20 protein-coding genes and 4 pseudogenes are annotated in these 23,274 nt (G+C 61.2%); 15 read left to right on the forward strand and 9 right to left on the reverse strand.

What is annotated here, in order from left to right; genetic code table 11:
- Positions 1-156 precede the first annotated feature (156 nt).
- From NKH37_RS27650 to dut, 4 genes and pseudogenes are all read right to left on the reverse strand, one after another.
- A complete protein-coding gene (locus tag NKH37_RS27650; protein ID WP_352483758.1) occupies positions 157-1,035 on the reverse strand; it encodes a hypothetical protein in 879 nt (292 codons plus the stop codon).
- 37 nt (positions 1,036-1,072) lie between these two features.
- Positions 1,073-2,950: an ORC-CDC6 family AAA ATPase gene (locus tag NKH37_RS27655; RefSeq protein WP_352483757.1), complete on the reverse strand. Its 1,878-nt coding sequence runs from the start codon at positions 2,948-2,950 to the stop codon at positions 1,073-1,075.
- Entirely contained in the window at positions 2,947-3,822 is an 876-nt protein-coding gene (locus NKH37_RS27660) for a phosphoribosyltransferase-like protein (RefSeq protein WP_352483756.1), read from the reverse strand. Before NKH37_RS27660 ends, NKH37_RS27655 begins: the two co-directional genes overlap by 4 nt.
- Positions 3,823-3,836: 14 nt before the next feature.
- Positions 3,837-4,341: pseudogene (gene dut / locus NKH37_RS27665) on the reverse strand (dUTP diphosphatase).
- A 501-nt stretch (positions 4,342-4,842) separates the two neighbouring features.
- Between dut and NKH37_RS27670 the strand changes: the two are divergent.
- From NKH37_RS27670 to NKH37_RS27680, 3 genes and pseudogenes are all read left to right on the forward strand, one after another.
- Positions 4,843-5,007, forward strand: coding sequence for a hypothetical protein (locus NKH37_RS27670; protein WP_352483754.1), 165 nt, complete (start codon positions 4,843-4,845; stop codon positions 5,005-5,007).
- Positions 5,008-5,329: 322 nt separating this feature from the next.
- Positions 5,330-5,470, forward strand: a pseudogene (locus NKH37_RS27675) (IS110 family transposase); the annotation flags it as partial.
- Positions 5,471-5,595: 125 nt separating this feature from the next.
- Positions 5,596-6,072, forward strand: a complete 477-nt coding sequence (locus tag NKH37_RS27680) for a tyrosine-type recombinase/integrase (RefSeq protein ID WP_352818384.1) — start codon at positions 5,596-5,598, stop codon at positions 6,070-6,072.
- A gap of 344 nt (positions 6,073-6,416) precedes the next feature.
- On the opposite strand, the gene NKH37_RS27685 is transcribed toward NKH37_RS27680, so the two are convergent.
- The 5 genes from NKH37_RS27685 to NKH37_RS27705 form a co-directional block, all read right to left on the reverse strand.
- Positions 6,417-6,812, reverse strand: coding sequence for an XRE family transcriptional regulator (locus NKH37_RS27685; RefSeq protein WP_352818381.1), 396 nt, complete (start codon positions 6,810-6,812; stop codon positions 6,417-6,419).
- A 70-nt stretch (positions 6,813-6,882) separates the two neighbouring features.
- Positions 6,883-7,182: a type II toxin-antitoxin system RelE/ParE family toxin gene (locus NKH37_RS27690; protein ID WP_352483751.1), complete on the reverse strand. Its 300-nt coding sequence runs from the start codon at positions 7,180-7,182 to the stop codon at positions 6,883-6,885.
- Positions 7,183-7,348: 166 nt separating this feature from the next.
- Complete coding sequence (locus NKH37_RS27695) at positions 7,349-8,599, reverse strand: MFS transporter (protein ID WP_352483750.1); 1,251 nt, start codon at positions 8,597-8,599, stop codon at positions 7,349-7,351.
- Positions 8,600-8,622: 23 nt separating this feature from the next.
- Positions 8,623-10,032: an RNA polymerase factor sigma-54 gene (rpoN, locus tag NKH37_RS27700; RefSeq protein WP_353041873.1), complete on the reverse strand. Its 1,410-nt coding sequence runs from the start codon at positions 10,030-10,032 to the stop codon at positions 8,623-8,625.
- Positions 10,033-10,103: 71 nt separating this feature from the next.
- The gene (locus NKH37_RS27705; RefSeq protein WP_352483748.1) at positions 10,104-10,637 is read right to left on the reverse strand and encodes a peroxiredoxin; all 534 of its coding nucleotides are present in this window, start codon (positions 10,635-10,637) and stop codon (positions 10,104-10,106) included.
- A 1,325-nt stretch (positions 10,638-11,962) separates the two neighbouring features.
- Here NKH37_RS27705 and nifH point away from each other — a divergent pair.
- The 12 genes and pseudogenes from nifH to NKH37_RS27765 form a co-directional block, all read left to right on the forward strand.
- Positions 11,963-12,153: pseudogene (nifH, locus tag NKH37_RS27710) on the forward strand (nitrogenase reductase); the annotation flags it as partial.
- A 131-nt stretch (positions 12,154-12,284) separates the two neighbouring features.
- Positions 12,285-13,487, forward strand: coding sequence for a cytochrome P450 (locus NKH37_RS27715; protein ID WP_353041875.1), 1,203 nt, complete (start codon positions 12,285-12,287; stop codon positions 13,485-13,487).
- 93 nt (positions 13,488-13,580) lie between these two features.
- On the forward strand, positions 13,581-14,870 hold the full coding sequence (locus NKH37_RS27720; RefSeq protein ID WP_352937948.1) for a cytochrome P450: 1,290 nt from the start codon (positions 13,581-13,583) through the stop codon (positions 14,868-14,870).
- Position 14,871: 1 nt separating this feature from the next.
- A pseudogene (locus NKH37_RS34105) lies at positions 14,872-15,179 on the forward strand (ferredoxin).
- Entirely contained in the window at positions 15,166-16,011 is an 846-nt protein-coding gene (locus NKH37_RS27730; protein ID WP_353041888.1) for an SDR family oxidoreductase, read from the forward strand. Before NKH37_RS34105 ends, NKH37_RS27730 begins: the two are co-directional and overlap by 14 nt.
- A complete protein-coding gene (locus NKH37_RS27735; protein ID WP_353041877.1) occupies positions 16,011-17,354 on the forward strand; it encodes a cytochrome P450 in 1,344 nt (447 codons plus the stop codon). Before NKH37_RS27730 ends, NKH37_RS27735 begins: the two co-directional genes overlap by 1 nt.
- 154 nt (positions 17,355-17,508) lie before the next feature.
- Entirely contained in the window at positions 17,509-18,507 is a 999-nt protein-coding gene (locus tag NKH37_RS27740; protein ID WP_353041890.1) for a polyprenyl synthetase family protein, read from the forward strand.
- A gap of 145 nt (positions 18,508-18,652) precedes the next feature.
- Positions 18,653-20,203 carry a hypothetical protein gene (locus NKH37_RS27745; RefSeq protein WP_353041879.1) on the forward strand — a complete coding sequence of 517 codons (1,551 nt, stop codon included), beginning with the start codon at positions 18,653-18,655 and terminating at the stop codon, positions 20,201-20,203.
- Positions 20,200-21,102 (forward strand): terpene synthase family protein, encoded by a 903-nt coding sequence (locus NKH37_RS27750; RefSeq protein WP_353041881.1) that lies wholly within the window; start codon positions 20,200-20,202, stop codon positions 21,100-21,102. The genes NKH37_RS27745 and NKH37_RS27750 overlap by 4 nt, the downstream gene beginning before the upstream one ends.
- A gap of 85 nt (positions 21,103-21,187) precedes the next feature.
- A complete protein-coding gene (gene fni / locus NKH37_RS27755; RefSeq protein ID WP_031195410.1) occupies positions 21,188-22,237 on the forward strand; it encodes a type 2 isopentenyl-diphosphate Delta-isomerase in 1,050 nt (349 codons plus the stop codon).
- A 336-nt stretch (positions 22,238-22,573) separates the two neighbouring features.
- Positions 22,574-22,903, forward strand: a complete 330-nt coding sequence (locus tag NKH37_RS27760; RefSeq protein ID WP_502906008.1) for a helix-turn-helix domain-containing protein — start codon at positions 22,574-22,576, stop codon at positions 22,901-22,903.
- Positions 22,878-23,274: HipA N-terminal domain-containing protein (locus NKH37_RS27765; RefSeq protein ID WP_353041884.1), on the forward strand; the 397-nt coding region annotated here is incomplete at its 3' end. The genes NKH37_RS27760 and NKH37_RS27765, both read left to right, overlap by 26 nt.

Genomic DNA, 23,274 nt, shown 5'->3' on the forward strand with positions numbered 1-23,274 from the left:
TTGTCCATGGTGAGTTGGGCCGCCCTATTGTCGCAGTAACTACTAGGCCACCGGCGCCAGCCGTAAGATCGTCAAGAAAACGTGGGTTCCCTGAGCTGGCTTGGAAAACCAACTCTGCGGCTAGGGGCCGTATCACGGATGTCTGTCGAAAATGCTTTAGTTTGGTTCGAGAAATTCAGAAACGTGGTAGACGTGACACCTTGAAGAACCGGATGTTCGTGACGGCTTTCTTACTGGGTGATCGTAGACGAGTTCAACGTTCTGGTTCCTAAGCGCATACAAAGCTGCACCAAGAGCGTGCGGTTTGGTTCCGATTAATGCGACTTGCAAGAAGATGTTCGGCGCTAGTGTTTGTAGACTTGCAAGCTCGGCAGCCACGGAAAACGGACATGCCGCGTCCAAAAATCGAACATTCTCCCATGCTCGAGTGTCGTCTAGCGTGTTCGCATTTCCTTGATAGGTATGAAAAGGATATTCCGGCTTAAAGCCAGGAACGCCTATAAAGGGAAAGACATTCTTACCCTCTGGCTGAAGCGTCTCAACCATGTAGCGGAATCGAGTTCCCTCGAATCCCAGCAGGGGCACTGTCAATATTTTCAAATTTCGGTTTGTCGAGAGCTTAGCGAATGTGGGGATAGGCGCGATTCCACGAATACGCTCGCTCAGATCGAAAAACTCACTCGGGCGTGGGCTGTTGGTGAACTGATATTTTTCAGGCTCGGCATAAATGCACCAAACGTCTGCACCGCTGTCGATCGCGTTTCGCAAAAGCGGCATCCAGACATGGTGGCTTAGCCCAGTGATATCGATGTAGATTGGTCGACCGACTATTGGAGCGAGTATTCGCTCGACGTCAGGCTGACTATTGCCGCGAATCTCTTGGGCGTCCTGTCCTAGGCGGAATTGCGATATGTCGTCGCACTCCACAATTTCAAATCTACTAAGTTCGGAGTTATTCATCCAGCTAGTAGGGATAGCGCTTCTCTCTTCTAAAAACTTTCCATGAAATAAAGCGGCGCCTCTTAGAAAAATCACATCCGCACTCGACGTATATATACTCGAAGGCCACGACTTAAGCATTAGAAGCGCCAAAATAGTCGTCGAATAGCATTAGTTGAGTCGGCATTTGCTGTTCAGCAAGGTAGCTTCTCTCTCGCAGAAGACGCTTGATAGTTACCTGAGGTTGCCTAACCATGTCTGCGATGTCTTGCTCTGTCAGATCGAGTTTGCGCTTTCGGCGATGACTAAAATTGAAGAACGGCGCAAAGATCGGATGAGGTGAATAATCCCACTCCCTGATATCCGAATCGGTAGCCAGTTTGGTACCTGGCGATCTGACCAGCGCCAAATGCATTACACCGTCCCGCAAAAGGGCTGAGGCAAACTCGATGGTCTCATGCGAGAGTGTTCGATTGCTTCGCAGCTGGAATTGGTTGCACTCAGGAGCTGAGCCGGCGGGGTTCATGGACAAGATCTGAAAAAGACGTCCAAGTCCGAGCAATAACTTCACCAACTGTACACCTCGAACGGTTACACCCTCCAACTCAGTCAAATATTGAAGTCCGACCTGCCGTGCCGCCTTCGTCTGGTCTTCAAAACTAATGGAAGAATTCACTGGGTTGCCACCAGCGAGGTGCCTTGCCAGACTCTCAGTAACCAATTGCAGAAAGAATCTTAGGTTATTTCTTGAGATCAATGAAAATACATCAGTACCACAATAGTATTTCGATATTTCTGCTCCTTTTCCTGTTATTGAAAAAAGATATGCATATTTATAATTATGATACCGATCTTTTTGCTGTGCTTCACCTGCGGCGTAAAGTATCAATTCCTTAAGTGCAGCGTCAAAATTCCCCTCATTTAAAGAAAGAAACACGTACATCTCAAGATTTTTTAGGCTTAAGACTGCGTCGTTTTTTCGAGATAATAGGTACTCACGGAAGCCTTCTAGGTGTTTTTCAACTCCGAGCATATCTGCCTCCCTATCCTGAGATAGGGCCGGCAACAGCCGATCGAGAGACGCGTGATGCTCTGTGAATGAAGAATCCCACGCAGCCAACCGCGCCTCACAAACCTCACGTGCAAGCTTCGGGAACGTCTCACTCAGGCGGTTCTCGATATTAATTAATTCGTAATCGGCAGGATTAACAAGATATTCGTTTGGATTAAGAGTGGACCTTACTCGCCATCCTAGCTCGCGCACGCCGATTTTGAATACATAAGAACCGCTAGAATGTTTAACCAAGGTATTCATTATTTGCTGCTGATAGTCCAGGTAATTCTCGTACTCATCGAGTATTACATAAAAGATCTTACCATCAAGGAGTTTTGTAGTTCTTAATCCGGAAGCTAATAGATCAATTGGAACTTGTAGCAGTGATAGCGTTGGCTCTGGTAGTGACACATTGTTAATACAGCGTTCAATTGCAGCCAGTGCATCGCTGACGCATGATCGAAGCCCATCTTCGCTGCTGACATTGTCATATCCAAATGAAGCAGCGACTCTTCTACAGGTTTTGATATCAATGGTTTCTGACGATGCCGATTGAGATTTGTACCAGTCGAATGCCGCTAAGAGCATCTCGCAAATTTCTACATTGGTATAATGTGAAAAAATGCGGCGCCATTGCTCTGGGGTTCGAATCGAGCCCTCAAACGCGGATACCCGCGTGGTATTGACCTTGTGATAGAGGCCCACAAAATCCGAGGCTGCAACATCTGCAAATCTGTCGCCAGCCAGCGCAAACTGCCCCTCATACGACATGCATCGGAGTGCCGTGGTCTTACCGGTACCCCGACCGCCAATCAAAACGCATGGCCTATGGTCCTTGAGTGAGGGAAAATATGCGGGCTCGCTGAAAAGTGAAAAGAGCTTTTCCTGTAGCCACTCGGCCCTGAAGCTGCCGAACAGGCTCTGTAGGGAATTTGATCGATCCTGCAGAGCTGTCATGAACTTCTTCTCATCAACGGTTTCCAGCCATTCAGTTGGGAGAAATAAATGGGGAGCGAAGCGTCTGGAATGGAATCGTGTACTGCCAGGGAAAGCCCTAGACAGTGGTATCCCCGCCAGTCGTTTTGGCCTCCGTCTTGTGCGACGAAACCAGCCCGATTCCCGGTGGTCTTCATAAATTGGAGAGCGTCGTTGATGTTCATTCCTTCCCAGACAAACGCCTCAGGATGGATGGCATTGTGCCTCGCCGATATGATGTGAGCGGGAACGATGCAGAGTGGCGCAGCATCTCGTTCGAGATTTATCTTTCCTGACTCGGTGCACAAACATGGGCAGTACGCGAAAGTATGTTTTCCAGATACAGCTACGTCCGCGAACGAAAGAATTGAGCCATCAGGCTGAACTCTTTTTCGGGTCCATGTTTGTGTCATTTGATTTCCACTGCCCACAAAATCGTCGACGAACACATAGTTCTCGACGAATGGGTGAAGGCGTAAAGCGGAATCCGCCGTATGGATCTTGTCCTCATTAACACCGAGCGTGTTCCTCACCTTTCGGAGAAACGCATAACCGCTGTCAGCCGGGTGGGGTGCTTCTCCTTCCACGCTAACAAAAACGCACCTAGAGATGTCCGTCTTTGTGGTTGAATAGGAAATGTTGAGGAAGCGTTGAACAGCTGCTTTAAGCAGAGCGTCAACCATGGTTTCATTAAAGTATGCAAACCGATCCAGCAATCTGTCAGCAAAAGGACGCTCATCGGACGTGAAGTTTTCCCGCCAACGTTCCGTTTCAAATCGTTGCGAAATGGGCCAAACCTGAAACAGACGAAAGAACCGTTCCTTTTCCGATAGCAGGTCAATCGTCGTCGTCATTAATTTCCCACGAGTCAGTCGCCTGTTGCGTCGCCGGTTGAGCCAAAACCACCTAACCCTCGGCTGGTGGCACTAATCGCTACAGCTTGGCGTAGACGAACCGGGACGCAGGAAGCAACAACAAACTGCGCAATACGGGTCGCCTCGTCGCACGTTAAACGCATCCTTTCCGTGATTGAAAAGCAATACTAAGACTTCTCCTCTGAAGTCGCTATCGACAGTTCCAGGCGAGTTCAGAACGACAACTCCGTTGCGATACGCCAGACCAGAACGGCTACGAATTTGGCCCTCATATCTGACGGGCAATTCAAAGATTAAACCGGTTGGAATCAGCTTTCGCTCTCCGGGCGCGATCTCAATAGCGTCCTCGCCAATAGCTGCCCGAAGGTCAAGGCCGGCTGAGCCTTCAGTAGCGTACGAGGGCAAGGGCAACCCAACAGCATGCGGTAGCACCACAACGTTGATAGGCAACAAGGAGCCATCTGAAGACAATTGCTCACCGTAACCAAACTCTGCCATCGGACAACCACCTCCAGTCTATCCGCCCTTCGACTGACCGATAACGTGAAACACGCGGATCGGCATCGTGCACGCGACTCTACTCCCGATGCAACGCAAACCTTGCATGCGCCCTGTTGTAGCGGCGTTTCACGCACGCGCCCCGCAGGCCTTCCCAACCCAAGATATCTAAAGCGCAGCGGCAGAACTCATGCTCAAAAAAAGTGGGCGCTTTGATGTAATAGAATGAGCGCTATTATCCGACATTGCGTTACCGCCTTAAACGGTGGCGAGCTCATTGACCAAGCGAAGAGCGTGTCGAGGGCAAATACAAGTCATGAGCTGGGCATCGGAGCCAAGCGCTCTTGTCGTCGCCAGGCACTCGTGACGGTAGTGCGCAAGCTGGTTGTCATAATGCACGCCATGTTGACCGCCTTGACCTTCTATATGGGGACCCGTCAACCAACCAGGACACGCCCAACGCGCTCATATGAAGGATCGCACGCTACTCGAAGCGCGTCGATGAGCGGCTTGATGACAACGCAGATGCACCAATTGAACGAAGGCGGCAGCACTTTGAGCAGAGAATTCGGTTTTGCGGTCAAGACTGATGCAGACCAGGTGACGCTGCTCCGTCAGTGCGATGGAATATTGCGCCGCGATGGCTCGAGCGCTGCAAATAAGTAGCGCAACTACCCCGTCGCAGAGCGCGGAAAACTGCACCGCGCATCGGAACTCAACGCGGAACGACGATGGCGATCAACTCCCTCAAAATACGACCATACGACCGATTAAGATGGCAGGATAAAAGAGCGCACATTGTGCTGCGGTTGGGCGGTTGTTTTAAATGAACTTTTTCACCTCCATTACACATTGCTATTCAGTGAAGCAATGTGCGAAATATGGCCAACCCATTGCCTCCGCACCCACTTTTCCACATTGCGCTAAAAATTGAAACGACCACGCCCACTGTCAAACTGCGGTTCGACCTAGGCGGGTTGACTCGCACTACCGAGAGGTTCGGGTCAAAGGTTTGGACAGCATGCTGATCCGCACGCTGATCACCGCACGGCGCCAGCTTCTTAAGATGCGTTTGCAGATATCCAATCAAATCCGCGGGTTGAGGAAGACGTTCGGCCTCGTCGGGCCGAGCGATTAGACGACCCGCTTCGCGGGAGGGGCGCCTCGGCCTGAGATGGCGCGACTGCCATTTGACTTGAGCGGGTAGAGGTGTCGATCTGACCATGGAGGTCCCTTCAACGAGAGGAACTCGCCATGGCTACCCTGTCGACCGATGCACCAATCTCTCCGCTTCGCCAGCGCATGCAGCACGACATGCTCATGCGTGGCCTGGGCTCCCATACCCAGCAGGACTACGTTCGTCACGTCCGGCGCTTCGCTGAGTTCCTTGGCCGCTCGCTCGACACGGCGACGGCTGAGGACATCCGTCGATTCCAGCTGCATCAGCATGAGAGCGGCGTCGGCCCTGCGACGGTCAATGGCGCGGTCTCGGCACTGCGGTTCTTGTTCCTCGTGACGCTGAAGCGTCGGGATCTGGCGCGTGCGCTGGTGATCATGAGGTATCAGCGCAAGCTGCCCGAGGTGCTGAGCGTGGAGGAAGCGGCGCGGCTGCTCGAAGCAGCACCCGGCATCAAGTACAAGGCCGCGCTCGGCGTCACCTATGGCGCGGGCCTGCGCGTGTCCAAGTTGCGCACCTCAAGATCGACGACATCGACTCGACACGCATGCTGATCCGCGTCGAACAGGGCGAGGGACGCAGGGACCGCACGCCATGCTCTCGCCGCAACTTCTGGAACTGCCGCGGCTGTGGTGGCGCGAAGGCAGGTGGCGCGGGGTGATGCTCCCCCATGGCTGACTGTTCCCCGGGGCGCAGCTTCACCGCGCCGATCTCATCGAGGCAATTGCACCGCGCAGTCCAGGAAGCAGCCAAAGTCGCCGGCATCCGCAGCTCACACCTATGTCGGCGTCCGTTACCTTGCCGCGAGCTGGCTTAACTAGGACGTTGCTCATACCTACTCCTTGCATCGACGAGACCATCTCGCCCCATCGGTAGTCTTTAGCCGAACAGAGTGAGGTCAGCCGGCGCGTGCGGCCTTTGTGCGATTACGTCCACCTGCCGCTCTTTTAACGCTACGCACTGAGACGGCTTTGGGAGCCACGACGTCGCCGAGCCGCTCTATACGGAGGGGCGCGCGCGAGGGAAGGCGAACGACGAGTTCGAGTTGCCCCCCGATCGCCTCGACGTAGCTTTTAAGAGTAGACAAGTACATGTCGGCTTGTTTCTCGATCTTCGAGACCGAAGGCTGCTTGATCTTGAGGACCGAAGCGATTTCGGCCTGGGCCTTTCCAGCGGCACGCCGCAAATCGCCGAGACTCTCGACTTCTCCCCTTAACTCTTCGAAACGCGCGTCGACCCGCTCCCGACGATCCTCGGGGAGCGCAGCGATTAGGTCGTCAAGCTTGCGTGCCATCACTTCTTCTCCTTCTTCGCCGCCGCCAAACGGTCGAGATCCCCTTGATAGCGCTTGTCCGCCTTGGCGATCAGACTTTTATAGAAGCGCTTCTCCTCACGCCCGACTTATCGCCGGCGACGAGCAGGATCGCCTTCCGCTTCCGGTCGAATGCGAACGCAACCCGCCAGACACCATCATCAGCGTCGAAGCGAAGTTCTTTCATGTTCGCGAACGACGAGTCATTCAAGGTATCCGCATGCGGTCGCCCCAGCTGGGGCCCGAACACACCGAGCAGCTTAGCCGAGGCCAATAGCTCATCTTGGACTGTCTGGTGCAACGCCTCGAACTCCCCATCGAACTCATCGCCAAAAACGACTTCCCAAGCCATATATAGCTCCTGGGCTATGTGGTCACCATCATCAAGCTGCCGAACGATAGTCTGCGGCCGAAAGGTACGCGCGGCCGGTGCCGGCGAGGTTCGCATGTTTGGCGGCGAAGCCGTGCATCGCATCTCTCGTCCCGCTGCGCTGCTGAGGCCTCTTCTGCCAGGCGGTCTAGGTTTCGCGCTTCGGGCCGAGCAGGAACACTATGAGGGCGGCGGCGAACGTGGCAACAGCACTGTAGGCAATGGCACTGGTAATCCCGGCATTGTCCACCAATAGTCCGCCGAAAATCGCGCCGGCTGCGATTGCCACTTGGAACGCTACGACCATCAGCACACCGGCGCTTTCGGCCTGCTCGGGAGCGGCGCGCCATACCATCCACGTCTGCAATCCCACCGGCACTGCGCCGAAGGCAAAGCCCCACGCGGCAACCGCAACCGCCGAGGCCGAGGCCGATGCTCCCGCCGTCAGCAGCGAAACAGCGGCTATCGCTATGAGCAGCGGTGCAAGGGCCGCGACTGCCTTGAGACTGTACTCGGCCAGCAGCCCGCCGGCCAAATTGCCGAAGAATCCGCCGATGCCAAAAGCAAGCAACACAAGCGAGATCGTCTTGACATCCAGCGCGGGAACCTTCTCGAGGAAGGCGCGGATATAGGTGAAGCCGGCGAAGTGGCCGGAAGCGACCAGCAGGACGACCAAAAGCGCGACCTTGATCATCGGAATCTTGGCCACATCCAGCAGGCTGCGGAAGCTAGCCACTCCAACCGGAGGCAGCCTCGGAATGGTTATGAGTTGCACCAGCAGTGTAGCGGCGCCGACGACTGCGGCGATCATGAAGGCGCTTCGCCATCCCCAGATATCGCCGACATAAGCGCCGATTGGAGCTGCGCAAACGGAAGCGACGGAAACGCCGGTGAGGATGATCGATATGGCGCGCGGCAGGAGGTGGCTTGGAACGAGCCGCATCGCCAGTGCTGCCGACATGGACCAGAAGCCTCCGAGCGCTATGCCGAGCACGACGCGTGCCGTCAGGAGTACCGCCAGCGACCACGCGCCGGCCGCCACAACGTCCGACAGGATCAGCAGCAGCGTCATCGCCCACATGACGATCCTGCGGTCCAGGCGCTTTGTGATGATGGCAACCGTCGGCGCCGAGATCGCCCCGACGATAGCGGTCGCCGTCATCGCCTGTCCAGCCGCACCCTCGGTGACACCGAGATCATGCGCGAGGGGCGTGAGGAGGCTGACAGGCAGAAACTCTGCCGTCACCAGCCCGAAGGTGCCCAAGGAAAGCGAAATGACCGCACCCCATGCGGGATCAGACGGTGGGTCGGGCTTTTCTGGGTCGTGCAGAACAGCGTCATGACGCCTGCCGCGGATCGGGTCATGAACGAAGTCTCCACTTTGGATGCACTGCAACATGAGGTTGGCTGCGTTGACCCACATTAAAGACACAAGCGCATTTCGCGGCGGCGTTGCACGGAGGAGGGGATGTTCATTGCTTCGCGATATTTTGTGACGGTGCGGCGCGCAACATCGATGCCGGTTTCCTTCAGCCGGACAGCGATGTCATCGTCGGAAAGCACGTCGCCGAGAGATTCTGCGGCAATCATCGCTTTGATCCGATGGCGGACAGCTTCGGCGGAGTGCGCATCGCCGCCTTGGCAGGACGCGATCGCGACGGTGAAAAAATACTTCAGTTCAAAGACTCCGCGCGGGGTAAGCATGTACTTGTTCGAGGTCACCCGGCTTACCGTCGACTCGTGCACGCCGATCGCGTCAGCGACGGTTCTGAGATTGAGAGGCCGCAGGTGGGCGACGCCATGTTCCAAAAAGGCATCCTGCTGGCGCACGATTTCAGTCGCAACCTTAAGAATCGTGTTGGCGCGCTGATCGAGGCTGCGTATCAGCCAGTTCGCTGTCTCCAAGCATTCGTTGAGAAATGCTTGATCTTTCGAATTTTGGACGGTGTGACGCGAGACTTCGGCATAGTAGGCTCGGTTGATCAGCACCTTGGGCAGTGTGGCCGGATCAAGTTCGATCTTCCATCCGCCTTCCGGCGAGGGCATGACCCAGACGTCTGGTATGATGGATTCCAACGGACCGGACTGGAACCGGTTTCCAGGCTTGGGATCGAGCGCAAGAATCTCATGGTACATGTCGAGAAGGTCGTCTTCATCGACACCGCAATGCTGCTTCAGTGCCTGGAAATCGCGTCGCCCAAGCATTTTAAGATTGGCAACCAAAGCTGCCATTGCCGGGTCGAACCGGTCTCGCTGGCGCAACTGGAGCTCGAGGCATTCTTCGAGAGTTCGCGCAAAAATTCCCGGTGGATCAAAGTGCTGCAAGGTTCCGAGAACCCGTTCAACGTCAGCCTCCTGGACACTCAGGCTCTCGGCAAGATCCAAAAGGTTGGTCTGAAGATAGCCAGTGTCATCCAGATCGGCGGCAAGCTGGTCAGCGATCAGCCGCTCCTTTGGTGTGAACGCGGTGAGGGCGATCTGACCAGCGACATGGTCGTGCAATGTTTCGGCGAGGGTGGCAAACTCGTCGAGGGAAGGGCCATCACCCGACGCGTTGTTGGTCTTCTTGCGGAGTGACCCGGCCCCGGTCGGTCCGTCAACGGCGTTTGCGCCTGGGCCGATAGGCTGATCCGCTCCCGAAATCGAAACGTCGCCAAAAGACCCGTCATCGTTTGACGCAGATTCCAAGAGCGGGTTCTTCTCGATTTCCTGCTCCACGAACTGATGCAGTTCAGTATGCGCCAGTTGCAGCAAGCGAATCGACTCAATGAGTTGAGGCGATGTGACCATGGATTGCTTCTGGCGCTGAAGTAGGCTTGCTGAGGATTGCATGGTGAGCGCGACATCCTGTCGAGGAGCTTCTTGGGGTGGGTAATGGCACCAGGGAGGAGACGTTTTCTAGGTCATGCGGCGGCCTTCAGCGTTTCGAGAACGTTTTGCGGCGATGAGACGCCATAGGGGTCGGCCTCGCAGTTGTCGGAGAAACCTTCCTCCTCGAACCACTGCTCCACCACGCCATTGTTTATCAGGGCGGCGTAGCGCCAGGAGCGCATCCCGAAGCCGAGATTGTCCTTGGCGACCAGCATGCCCATCTTGCGTGTGAACTCGCCTGAGCCATCGGGGATGAGCTCGACCTTCTGCAAGCCCAAGGACTTCCCCCACGCATTCATGACGAAGGCATCGTTGACGGAGACGCAGTAAATCGCGGCAATTCCCTCCTTCTCAAACTCATCATAGAGGTCTTCGAAATTGGGCAGTTGGTAGGTCGAGCAGGTCGGAGTGAAGGCGCCAGGCAGCGAGAACAGGATGACGCGCTTGCCGGCAAAGTAATCGTCAGATGTCTTTTCTTCCCAGCGATATGGATTTGGGCCCTGGACTGACTCATCGCGAACACGCGTGAGAAAGGTGACGAAGGGAACCTTCTTTTGAACGGTCATCAACTTGCTCCTCAAGAAAAAACTGGCGCGCTGGAGTCCGGCAGACGCTGGCGCAATACCGAGCAAAGGCTCGTCTGCCGGGCATGAAATGAGGCCCTCGCGGCTCGCAACCTCGGTTTTCCATCCCGATGTAGGGGAACGTCTTGGCTGCTGGTCTTCGTCACCCGAACGCCATCGATCTGAGCGAGTGGAGGCTGTCGAGCCGCTTGGGCAATCTTTCCACGGCTATGGCGCCGGAAGCGGCATCGATCACTCGCGCTCGTGCCCGGGAAAAAGTGATAGCGGGCCCGAAGTAGCCAGTATCGGAAGCGTGTGGCGGCCTCAGATGTGACTTCACGCAAGAGACCCGGGTTACTGAGCTGGTTCGGCGTATCGTCGATATTTGCCAGTGAGCCGCCGACCATGGCTTCGGGGGCTCTTTCATGGGGCTCTTGGGCACTCACATGCTGATCGCAACCGGTAAACGGCAATTGCGCGAGCGCCATGTGTTGGCATGCCGGCATCGGACCAGCCGTGCGCAAAGGGGCTACCGAGCACGGACTTCCGAAGCAGACGATGTACCGATGTTCAGCGGGAACGGGCACTGTGTCTTCAGGCCACCGTCTAGAGCTTCGTGTGTCGGGCATGGCGCAAGTCGCTTTCATCGTGATTTGATGGGCTCTAACCAGGAGCAGCAAGCGGCGTGCCATTTCAAATAGACATGCTTTTGGACCGCCCCCTTTTTCTCGGAGGCGGTGTCTTCGCCAAGATCGGGCGCGCGCTATAACCGCCTAGTCACGACACTCAACAACGGTGCTGTATGGTGCGGATGTTCGGCGCTTCCGCCCCAGCTGGGCAAAGACGAACGCAGCCGAGCCGATGCACTACCTCGCACCGGCGGGAACTGCAGCGATTGCGTAGCGTATGCCGCTAGCGTGTTCTTGCGTGCGCAGGCACGGCTATTGCGAACACACGCCTGTGGCAGCAACCATGAGCGCACGCTCTTCGGCAAGCGCCCTGGTTCCGTGAGGATCGAATTCTCCAAGCGTGTCCTGTTTGCAACCCTCTTATGTTCGAAACTGGACCAGAATGTCGCAAGCCTGACCAAAAGGTCGCCGAGGCGTACTATCCGACACTGTTCTGTCGCCTTTGTTGATCCGCGACACCGGTCTATTTCGCCGAGCTCTTCTTTGGCCTCAGGCTAATCCACTGAAAAGCAATCACAATTTTTTTGCTTATGCTGGGTCGGCCAGATTGGCACGAGTTTTGAAGCTCCTTCGGGAGCCGCCGACCGACCTTCATTTCGTGGATGACACCGCGATCGATGAACGGAGAAAGAAAAGCAAATGTCAAATCCGCGTCAGATAGCATTCTATGGGAAGGGGCCTCGGCGAAACCGCCCCCTACCAAACAGGCTCGCCGCCCTTGTCGACCCTTGTGCGGGAAATCCTGATGGCCGGCTGCGACTCAAAGGCCCACCACTCGCCTGATCCTGAACTCGAAGGCGCAGGATAAAGTTCTGCATCTCGCCGCGCGGTATGCCTAGACAGTTACACGCGGGCTACCGCCGCGGAGGACTTCGTCTACATGCTGTCTTACGTCATTGGCTGCCCGCAGCGCCTGCCGGTCACCTCCGCCCTTCCATCGCTTAGAGAGTGAAGTGCCACCATGTCCGAACAACCCTTGCCGACGCTGCCGATGTGGCGCGTCGATCACATCGAGCCCTCGCCCGAGATGTTAGCGCTACGCGCCAACGGTCCGATCCACCGCGTGCACTTCCCGTCCGGGCAAGAAGGCTGGTGGGTGACAGGGTACGACGAAGCCAAGGCGGTGCTGTCCCACGCGGCGTTCCGGCCCGCGGGAATGCCGCCGGAGGCATTCACGCCGGATTCGGTGATGCTCGGTTCGCCGGGGTGGCTGGTCTCGCACGAGGGGGGCGAGCACGCCCGGTTACGCACGATCGTGGCGCCGGCTTTGAGCAACCGCAGGTTGAAGCTGCTCGCGCAGCTGGTCGAGGCGTTCGCCGCGGAGTTGTTCGAGACGCTGGCGGCCCAGCCCCAGCCCGCCGACCTGCGGCGTCACCTCGCCTTTCCGCTTCCGGCCATGGTCATCTGCGCGCTGATGGGCGTGCTCTACGAGGATCACGCCTTTTTCGCCGGGCTGTCCGACGAGGTGATGACGCACCAGCACGAAAGCGGCCCGCGCAGCGCGTCGCGCCTAGCCTGGGAAGAACTGCGCGCCTACATTCGCGGCAAGATGCGGGACAAGCGCCAGCATCCGGGCGACAACCTGCTGACTGATCTGCTCGCGGCGGTCGACCAGGGCAAGGCGACCGAGGAAGAGGCGATCGGCCTGGCGGCGGGCATGCTGGTGGCGGGGCACGAGAGCACCGTCGCGCAGATCGAATTCGGCCTGCTGGCCATGTTCCGCCATCCGCAACAGCGCGAACGCTTGGTCGGCGATCCATCCCTGGTGGACAAGGCGGTGGAGGAAATCCTGCGCATGTACCCGCCGGGCGCGGGCTGGGACGGCATCATGCGCTATCCGAGGACCGACGTGAGCATCGCGGGCGTGCATATTCCTGCGGAGAGCAAGGTGCTTGTCGGTCTGCCGGCGACGTCGTTCGATCCGCGCCATTTCGACGACCCGGAAATCTTCGACATCGGACGCGAGGAAAACCCGCACCTGGCGTTCTCCTACGGGCCGCACAACTGCATCGGCGCGGCGCTGGCCAGGCTGGAACTCAAGGTAGTGTTCGGTTCGATCTTTCAGCGCTTTCCCGCGCTGCGCCTTGCGGTGGCGCCCGAAGAACTGAAGTTGCGCAAGGAGATCATCACTGGCGGGTTCGAGGAGTTCCCGGTGCTCTGGTGATGCGCGGACGCCGCCGGGAATCGCGATCTTCTCCGCAATTTGCCGGCGCCCCTGGCGGGCGCCGGTCAGATCACCAGCCAACAGGTAACCAAGATGGATGTGCAAGAAACCACGGCAGCATGCCGGGACGCCTTCGCCGAACTGGCGTTGCCAGCGTGCATCAACGACCCGTATCCGTTCATGCGGTGGTTGCGCGAGCACGATCCGGTGCATCGCGCGGCGTCGGGCCTCTTTCTGTTGAGCCGCCACGCCGACATCTACTGGGCGCTCAAAGCCACGGGCGATGCGTTTCGGGGACCGGCGCCGGGCGACCTGGCGCGCTATTTCCCGCGTGCGGCGACCAGCCTGTCGCTCAGTTTGCTGGCGTCCACTTTAGCGATGAAGGAACCTCCAACGCATACGCGTCTGCGCCGGCTGATCTCGCGCGATTTCACTATGCGCCAGATCGACAACCTGCGGCCGAGCATCGCGCGCATCGTCGCAGCGCGCCTGGACGGCATGGCGCCCGCGCTGGAGCGCGGGGAGGCGGTGGACCTGCATCGCGAATTCGCGCTGGCCTTGCCCATGCTGGTTTTCGCCGAACTGTTCGGCATGCCCCAGGACGACATGTTCGGGCTCGCCGCCGGCATCGGCGCCATTCTGGAAGGCCTGAGCCCGCACGCCAGCGATCCCCAGCTCGCCGCGGCGGACGGGGCCAGCGCCAGGGTGCAGGCCTACTTCGGCGACCTCATACAGCGCAAGCGCACCGATCCCCGCCACGACATCGTGTCGATGCTGGTCGGCGCACACGACGACGACGCCGACACGCTGTCCGATGCGGAGTTGATCAGCATGCTGTGGGGCATGCTGCTGGGCGGCTTCGCCACCACTGCTGCGGCCATCGACCATGCGGTCCTGGCGATGCTGGCGTATCCCGAACAGCGGCACTGGCTGCAGGGAGACGCCGTGGGGGTGAAGGCATTCGTCGAAGAAGTCCTGCGCTGCGACGCGCCCGCCATGTTCAGCTCCATTCCGCGTATCGCCCAGCGCGACATCAAACTGGGCGGCGTGATGATCCCGAAGAACGCGGACGTGCGCGTGCTGATCGCGGCCGGCAATCGCGACCCGGACGCCTTCGCCGATCCCGACCGCTTCGATCCCGCGCGGTTCTACGGCACCAGTCCTGGCATGTCGACCGACGGGAAGGTCATGCTGAGCTTCGGCCACGGCATCCACTTCTGTCTCGGTGCGCAACTGGCCCGGGTGCAGTTGGCCGAGAGCCTGCCGCGGATCGAGGCGCGCTTCCCCACGCTCGTACTGGCCGAACAGCCGACCCGGGAGCCCTCCGCGTTCCTTAGGACGTTCCGCGCGCTGCCGGTGCGGCTGCATGCGCAGGGGGGCTGAGATGCGCGTCGTGGTCGACCAGGATCTGTGCGGAACCACCGGGCAGTGCGTGCTGACGCTGCCGGGCACCTTTCGCCAGCGCGAACCGGACGGCGTGGCGGAAGTGTGCGTGGCGACGGTCCCGCACGCGCTGCACGCTGCCGTGCGGCTCGCGGCCCGCCAGTGCCCGGTCGCCGCCATTCGGGTCATCGAAAGCGACGCTGGCGATGGCGAGCCCGCCAGCGCGGATCCGGCGCCCTCTCCGGCGAGGTCGGGCGGCATGCTGCGAAAGACCAACATGATCAGGGAGCACACGATGGGACGGTTTGAGGGCAAGGTTGCCGTGGTGACCGGCGCTGGCGCGGGCATCGGCAAGGCATGCGCCCTCGCCATCGCGCGGGAGGGGGGCCGAGTGGTGGTGGCCGACATTGATGGCTCGGCTGCCGTCGCCTGCACCGCGCGGATCGCGGCCGAAGCGGGCCACGCGCTGCCCCTAGCCATGGATATCGCCGATGCGCAGGCGGTGGCAGCGCTGTTCGAGACGGCGGAGCGGCACTTTGGTGGGGTCGACCTGCTGGTGAACAACGCGAGCGCCATGCATCTGACCCCGCGCGACCGCGCGATCCTCGACCTGGACCTGGCGGTTTGGGATGAGACGATCGCGACCAATCTGCGTGGCACGCTGCTCTGCTGCCGGCAGGCCATCCCACGGATGATGGCCCGTGGCGGTGGCGCGATCGTCAACATGTCGTCGTGCCAGGGGCTCAGCGGTGATACCGCGCAGACGTCCTACGCCGCCTCGAAGGCGGCGATGAACATGCTGTCGGCCTCGCTCGCCACCCAGTACGGTCACTCGCAGATCCGCTGCAACGCGGTTGCGCCGGGTCTTATCATGACCGACCGTCTCCTCGCCAAGCTGGACGGGTGCATGCAACGGCATCTGCGCCGGCACCAGCTCCTGCCGCGCGTCGGCCGTCCCGAGGACGTGGCCGCGCTAGTGGCTTTCCTGCTCTCCGACGATGCTGCGTTCATCACCGGCCAGGTCGTGTGCATCGACGGCGGCATGCTGACGCATGTGCCGACATATGCCGATGGTGGCAACAGCCGTGCCGCGCGGCCAGCCGGCGACACGGCCGAAGCGGACGCTGCGCCAAGGAGGTGATGGACATGCTGCTCAACCCGCTCAACCGACGGCACCGGCTGCGATACGACGTCCCGGTCATGCCCGGCGCTTTCCCCCTGGTCGGGCATCTTCCCGCCATAGTCTGCGACCTGCCGCGCCTGCTGCGGCGCGCGCAACGGACGCTGGGCAGCCACTTCTGGCTGGACTTCGGTCCTGCCGGACACCTGATGACCTGCCTGGATCCGGATGTGATCGCATTGCTCCGGCACAAGGACGTGTCCTCGGCGCTGATCGCAGAGATCGCGCCCGAAATCCTTGGCGGAACGTTGGTCACTTTGAACGGTAGCGCGCACCGGCAGGCGCGCGATGGGATCAAGGCGGCGTTCCTGCCCAGGGGGCTGACCGAGGCCGGCATTGGCGAGTTGTTCGAGCCCGTCATCCGGGCGCGGGTGCAGGCTTGGCGCGATCGCGGTGAAGTAACCATCCTGCCCGAAACCGGCGACCTGATGCTCAAGCTCACCTTCAGTCTCATGGGCATCCCCGCCCAAGACCTGCCGGAGTGGCATCGCAAGTACCGGCAACTGCTGCAGTTGATCGTCGCGCCCCCGGTCGACCTGCCCGGAACGCCCTTGCGGCGCGGCCGCGCCGCCCGCGACTGGATCGACGCGCAGTCGCGCCAGTTCATCCGCGACGCGCGCGCGCATGCCGCGCGCACCGGGTTGATCAACGACATGGTGAGCGCCTTCGATCGCAGCGACGATGCGCTCTCCGATGACGTCCTGGTCGCCAACATCCGCTTGCTGCTGCTTGCCGGTCACGAGACCACCGCCTCGACGATGGCCTGGATGGTGATCGAGCTGGCGCGGCAGCCTGAGCTGTGGGACGCCCTGGTCGAGGAGGCGCAACGCGTGGGCGCGGTGCCGACCCGGCACGCGGACCTGGCGCAGTATCCGGTCGCCGAGGCGCTGTTCCGCGAGACGCTGCGCATGCATCCGGCGTCCTCGCTCGTACCGCGTCGCGCGACGCAGGAATTACAACTCGGCCAGCGGCGCATTCCCGCGGGCACAAGTCTATGCATCCCGCTGCTGCATTTCTCGACCTCGGCGCTGCTGCACGAGGCGCCTGATCAGTTCCGCCTGGCGCGGTGGCTGCAACGCACGGGGCCGATCGGGCCGGTGGACATGCTGCAGTTCGGCAGCGGCCCACATGTCTGCATTGGCTACCATCTGGTATGGCTGGAACTGGTGCAGTTCAGCATTGCCTTGGCGCTGACCATGCACAAGGCCGGGGTGCGGCCGCGGTTGCTGAGCGACGCCGAAAAAGGCCGGCGCTATTACCCGACAGCACAACCCTCCATGAAAATCCGCATCGGATTCTCATGAGCTGGCATCGCATACCCCGTGTGGCGAGGCAGCGGCGCCGGCGACGCGCGGCATTGCTGCACTCGGCGCGCGCGCTCGGTGCGACGCCGGCAACACTGCATCGGCTCGCCGCTCGCCGTGGCCGTCTGCTGTCAGGTACAAGGACATGAACGACATGCAGACCGGTTCCACGCTACACGACCACGGAACTGGCGTTTCCGCGCTCGGCGGATTGGGCGCGCAGGCGCGCGGCGCATCCGGCAGGCTGCTGCCGGAGATCTGGATGCAGGACGGCGCAAAACGGGTCGAACAGGCGCTGGCGCGTCTTCTCTGCGCCGAAGACGACGGTGAGACCGAGCTGATGGCGGCGATGCGCTACGCCACCTTGAATGGCGGGAAGCGCACCCGCGCCTTGCTCTGTATGGCTGCCGGCGCACTGGCCGACACGCCGGCGCACACGCTCGACGACGTCGGCGCCGCCATCGAGATGATGCACGCCTGTACCCTGGTCCACGACGACCTGCCCGCAATGGACGACGACGTGCTTCGCCGCGGCCTTCCGACCGTGCACGTCAAGTTCGGCGAAGCCACTGCGATCCTGGTCGGCGATGCGCTGCAGGCGCACGCCTTCCTGACCCTGGCGAGCCTGGATGCGCCGGGCGACAACCGTATCGCGCTCGTGCGCGAACTGGCGCAGGCGGTGTCCGCCGAGGGTGCCGCAGGCGGGCAGGCCATGGATCTGTCGCTGGTCGGAAACCACGCCGAGCTGGACAGGATCGTGGCGATGCACAGGATGAAGAGCGGAGCACTAGTGCGCGCGTCCGTTCGCATGGGCGCGCTATGCGCCGTCGCGGAGGATGCCGCGCACGCTGGGCTGTACGGTGCGCTCGATCGCTACACCGCCTGTTTCGGCCTGGCGTTGCAGGTGGTCGACGACATTCTCGACGCGACAGCGGATACCGCGACGCTGGGCAAGACCCCCGGCAAGGACGCGGCGGCGCAGAAGCCGACCTGCGCGTCGATCATGGGGCTGCAGGCAGCGCGCCAGTTCGCGCTGGATCTGTTTCGCGACGCCGGGGAGGCCATCGCCCCTCTGGGGCCGCGTGCGGAACGGTTGGCGCAGATGCTGCAGCGGGCCAACGCGTACCTGTTCAAGCACGCGCCATGCGCATGAGCACGCCCGTCCGCATGGGGTCGCCGCTGTGCCGCCGCGATCGGTCGGCAGCGGTGCATGCTGCACTGTGTCTGAGTCCGCGGCGATGTGCGCGGCGTCTACCGATCCTGGTTCTCGTCAACTGTCTGCAGAAGGAACATCCCGCGTGAACGCGCTGTCCGAACAGATCCTTTCCGAATTGCGCCACGTGCTGGGCGAGATGAGCGACGGCGGCAGCGTCGGTCCGTCCGTCTACGACACGGCGAGAGCTCTGCAGTTCCACGGCAACGTCACCGGTCGGCGGGACGCATACGCGTGGCTCATCGCGCAGCAACGGGCCGATGGCGGATGGGGAAGCGCGGACTTCCCGCTGTTCCGCCATGCGCCCACGTGGGCGGCGTTGCTGGCATTGCAGCGTGCCGATCCTCTTCCCGGTGCTGCCGACGCAGTACAGGCTGCAACCCGGTTCCTCGAGTGCCAGCCCGATCCCTACGCGCATGCGGTGCCGGAAGATGCGCCGATCGGCGTGGAGCTGATCCTGCCGCAATTGTACCGCGAGGCCGCATCCTTGCTGGGCGGCGTGGCGTTTCCGCGCCACCCGGCGCTTTTGCCGCTGCAGCAAGCGTGCCTGGTCAAGCTGGGGGCGGTGGCGACGTTGCCGAGCGGCCATCCGTTGCTGCACTCCTGGGAAGCCTGGGGGACGTCGCCGACCAGCGCATGCCCGGATGACGACGGCAGCATCGGCGTCAGTCCGGCGGCCACCGCCGCGTGGCGTGCGCACGCCGTGACACAGGGGAGCACACCGCAGGTCGGGCGCACCGACGTGTATCTGCAGGCGGCATCTCGGGCGACGCGCAGCGGCATCGAAGGTGTCGTTCCCAACGTCTGGCCGATCAATGTGTTCGAGCCATGCTGGTCGCTGTATACCCTGCATCTGGCCGGGCTGTTCACGCATCCTGCGCTCGCCGAGGCGGTGCAAGTGATCGTCGCGCAGCTCGACGCCCGCCTGGGCGTGCGCGGTCTGGGCCCGGCCTTGCACTTCGCGGCCGATGCGGACGACACCGCCGTTGCGTTGTGCGTGCTGCGCCTTGCAGGCCGCGACCCGGCGGTCGATACGTTGCGCCATTTCGAAATTGGCGAGCTGTTCGTCACCTTCCCCGGCGAGCGCAATGCCTCGGTGTCGACCAACATCCATGCCCTGCATGCGTTGCGACTGCTGGGAAAGCCCGGCGCCGGCACCAGCGCCTACGTTGAGGCCAATCGCAACCAGCACGGTCTATGGGACAACGAAAAATGGCACGTTTCGTGGCTGTATCCCACCGCGCATGCGGTCGCTGCGCTGGCGCAAGGCAAGCCCCAGTGGCGCGACGAGCGCACGCTGGCGGCGCTCATGCAGGCGCAGCGCGACGACGGCGGCTGGGGCGCCGGTCGCGCGTCCACATTCGAGGAAACCGCCTACGCGCTGTTCGCGTTGCACGTGATGGACGGGAGCGAAGAGCCGACAGGGCGCCGGCGCATCGCGCAGGCGGTGGCGCGTGCGCTGGAGTGGATGCTCGCCCGCCATGCGGCGCATGCATTGCCGCAGACGCCGCTGTGGATCGGCAAGGAACTGTATTGCCCCACCCGGGTGGTGCGCGTGGCCGAACTTGCCGGATTGTGGCTGGCACTTCATTGGGGGCGGCGCGTCCTGGGCGAGGGAGCAGGAGCGGCGCCATGATCCAGACCGAACGCGCGCTGCAGCAGGTGCTGGAGTGGGGGCGTTCCCTGACCGGGTTCGCCGACGAGCATGCCGTGGAAGCGGTCAGGGGCGGCCAGTACATCCTGCAGCGCATCTACCCGAGCCTGCGCGACACCAGCGCCCGCACCGGCCGCGATCCGCGGGACGAAACGCTGATCGTGGCGTTCTATCGCGAACTGGCGCTGCTGTTCTGGCTCGACGATTGCAACGACCTTGGCCTGATCGCGCCGGAGCAGCTCGCCGCGGTGGAGCAGGCGCTGGGGCAGGGCGGGCCGTGCGCGCTCCCCGGATTCGAGGGCTGCGCTGTGCTGCGCGCTTCGCTGGCCGCGCTCGCCTACGATCGTCGCGACTATGCTCAGCTTCTCGACGATACCCGGTGCTACTGCGCGGCGCTGCGCGCCGGACGCGCGCAGGCGGCAGGGGCGGAACGCTGGTCCTACGCCGAGTACCTGCACAACGGCATCGAGTCGATCGCCTACACGAACGTGTTCTGTTGTCTGTCGTTGCTGTGGGGGTTGGACATGGCGGCCTTGCGCGCGCGTCCGGCCTTTCGCCAGGTCCTGCGGCTCATCTGCGCGATAGGGCGCCTGCAGAACGATCTGCATGGACGCGACAAGGACAGGTCGGCCAGCGATGCCGACAACGCGGCGATCCTGCTGCTGCAGCGCTATCCGGCTATGCCTGTGGTGGAGTTCCTCAACGACGAGCTGGCCGGCCATACGCGCATGCTGCACCGGGTGATGGCTGAAGAACGCTTTCCCGCGCCGTGGGGACCGTTGATTGAGGCCATGGCCACCATCCGCGCGCAGTACTACCAGAGCTCGACCAGCCGCTACGGCAGCGACGCTGCGAGGGGAGGCCAGCGTGCATCGGCCTGAACGCGGGGGACGCGGCGGCGTGCGCGCGCTGCCGTCGGTCCGATCCGACGCAACGCCGTCGCCCGATGCGACGGATCGAGCGAGCATGAGCGACACCGCCCTGAGCCGGCGCAAGGACGACCATCTGGACATCGTGCTGGATCGACTAACGGCGCCAGCCACGGTCGCCGCCGGCTGGGAGTACATCCGTTTCGAACACTGCGCATTGCCCGAGTTGGACCTGAAACAGATCGACCTGCGCGCCTCGCTGCTGGGCAAGACCATGCGCGCGCCGCTGCTGATCAGCTCCATGACCGGCGGCATGCCACGCGCCGAGGCCATCAACCGGCATCTGAGCGAGGCAGCGCAAGCCTTGGGGATCGCCATGTGCGTCGGTTCGCAGCGCGTGAGCCTGCTATCCCGCAACTCGCAGGGGCTGACGCGCGCGCTGCGCCGCCTGGCCCCAGACATTCCCTTGCTGGCCAATATCGGTGCCGCGCAACTGTGCGAGGCCGACGGCCTGGACCTGGCGCGCCGGGCGGTTGATGCGTTGGAGGCCGATGGACTCATCGTCCATCTCAATCCGCTGCAGGAAGCGGTACAGCCGGAGGGCGACCGCGACTGGCGCGGCGTCCTGGCGCAGATCGCTCGCGCCGCGCGCAGAGTGGGCGTGCCGATCGTGGCCAAGGAAGTGGGTTCGGGCCTGTCCGCCTCGGTGGCCTGTGCGCTCGTCGAGGCGGGCGTGGCGGTGATCGATGTCGCCGGCGCCGGCGGCACCAGTTGGGCCGCGGTGGAGGGCGAGCGCGCCCGCGATGCCGCCGACCGTGCAGTGGCGATGGCGTTCGCCGATTGGGGGATTCCGACCCCGGCCAGCGTGCAGGCGGTACGTCGGGCGCTGCCAACGGTGAAGCTGATCGCGTCGGGCGGGATCCGCGACGGCGTCGACGTGGCCAAGGCCATCCGCTTGGGCGCGGACATCGTCGGGCAGGCGGCCGGCGTGCTGCGCGCGGCTACAGTATCCACCGAGGCGGTTGTCGCGCATTTCGAGATCGTCATCCGCCAGTTGGCCGTCGCCTGCTTCTGCACCGGCTCGGCTGATCTGGCGGCGTTGCGTCAGGCGCGCTTGTTGCCTTGGGCGCATCTGCCGGCCGGTTGATGCCGCGGTCGCGTCTGTTTCGCGTTCATAGGGCCCCGTCGGGCGCATCGGTGCTGAGGTTAAACTAGCCGTTCGCTGAATGTCTTTGCGTTGGCCGTTTTCGCAGCGACGTACGCACCGCTCGGTGAAAATGCCGTGGGCGGTGGCCATGGCAGCTGTTCTCGGAGGAACGTCCGCTGTGCGGCGGTAACCTGGGAGATCCTCGAATGAAGGACTGATCTCTTTGGATATCATTATCTTCATATATGATACGCGAACAGATCATTAAATTAACTTGCTCGCCGGATGAGATACCTTTGCATATCAATGGGGGCATTGGAATGAATCGTATAGGTAATGGTGGAAACTGAATCGGAAATTCTGCGCGAAATCGGTGGGCTTTTCAGGCAGGTGAGGCAGGGCGCTGCCATGACGCAGCAGCAGGTCGCTGATTTGGCGGGTATATCCCGTCCCCGCTATCGCGACATCGAAAAGGGGGCCGCGGCGGCGCGTGCGACGACGCTCATGAATGTCGCTCGCGCGCTCGGTCTGGAAATGATGCTGGTTCCGCAAGTCATGGTGCCGGCTGTCCAGGCTCTGTTGCGTCCGCATGATGATGACGACCTGCCCGCCTTTGTTCCTCAATCTGACGATGACGATCATGGCTCCAGTCTTTCACGCACCTAAGACGATCCCGTCGCTGGACGTGCTCTTGAACGCACTGAAGATCGGCACAATCGTTAGGACGCCGGGCGATTTCAATGCATTCAACTTCGATGAGGCCTACCGCGCGACGGGCGGCTTTCCGGTTTTCAGCCTGTCGTTCCGGGCAGCGACCGGAGGATTGCGGAAAGGTCCGAAGCCTCTGGCGGGCGCCTTGCCGGCCTTTTTCGCGAACCTCCTACCGGAGGAGAAGCTACGCGAGGCGATGGAAAAGCACCACGAAGGCAATGTCCGGCCAGGCAATGATTTCGATCTCTTAGCGGCGCTGGGCGCCGATCTGCCGGGAGCCGTACGGGCGTCGCCCAGTGACGGCGCGATAGCGGTTTCGCAGGATG

The organism is Mesorhizobium sp. M1217, assembly GCF_040318275.1.
Lineage (GTDB): Bacteria > Pseudomonadota > Alphaproteobacteria > Rhizobiales > Rhizobiaceae > Mesorhizobium.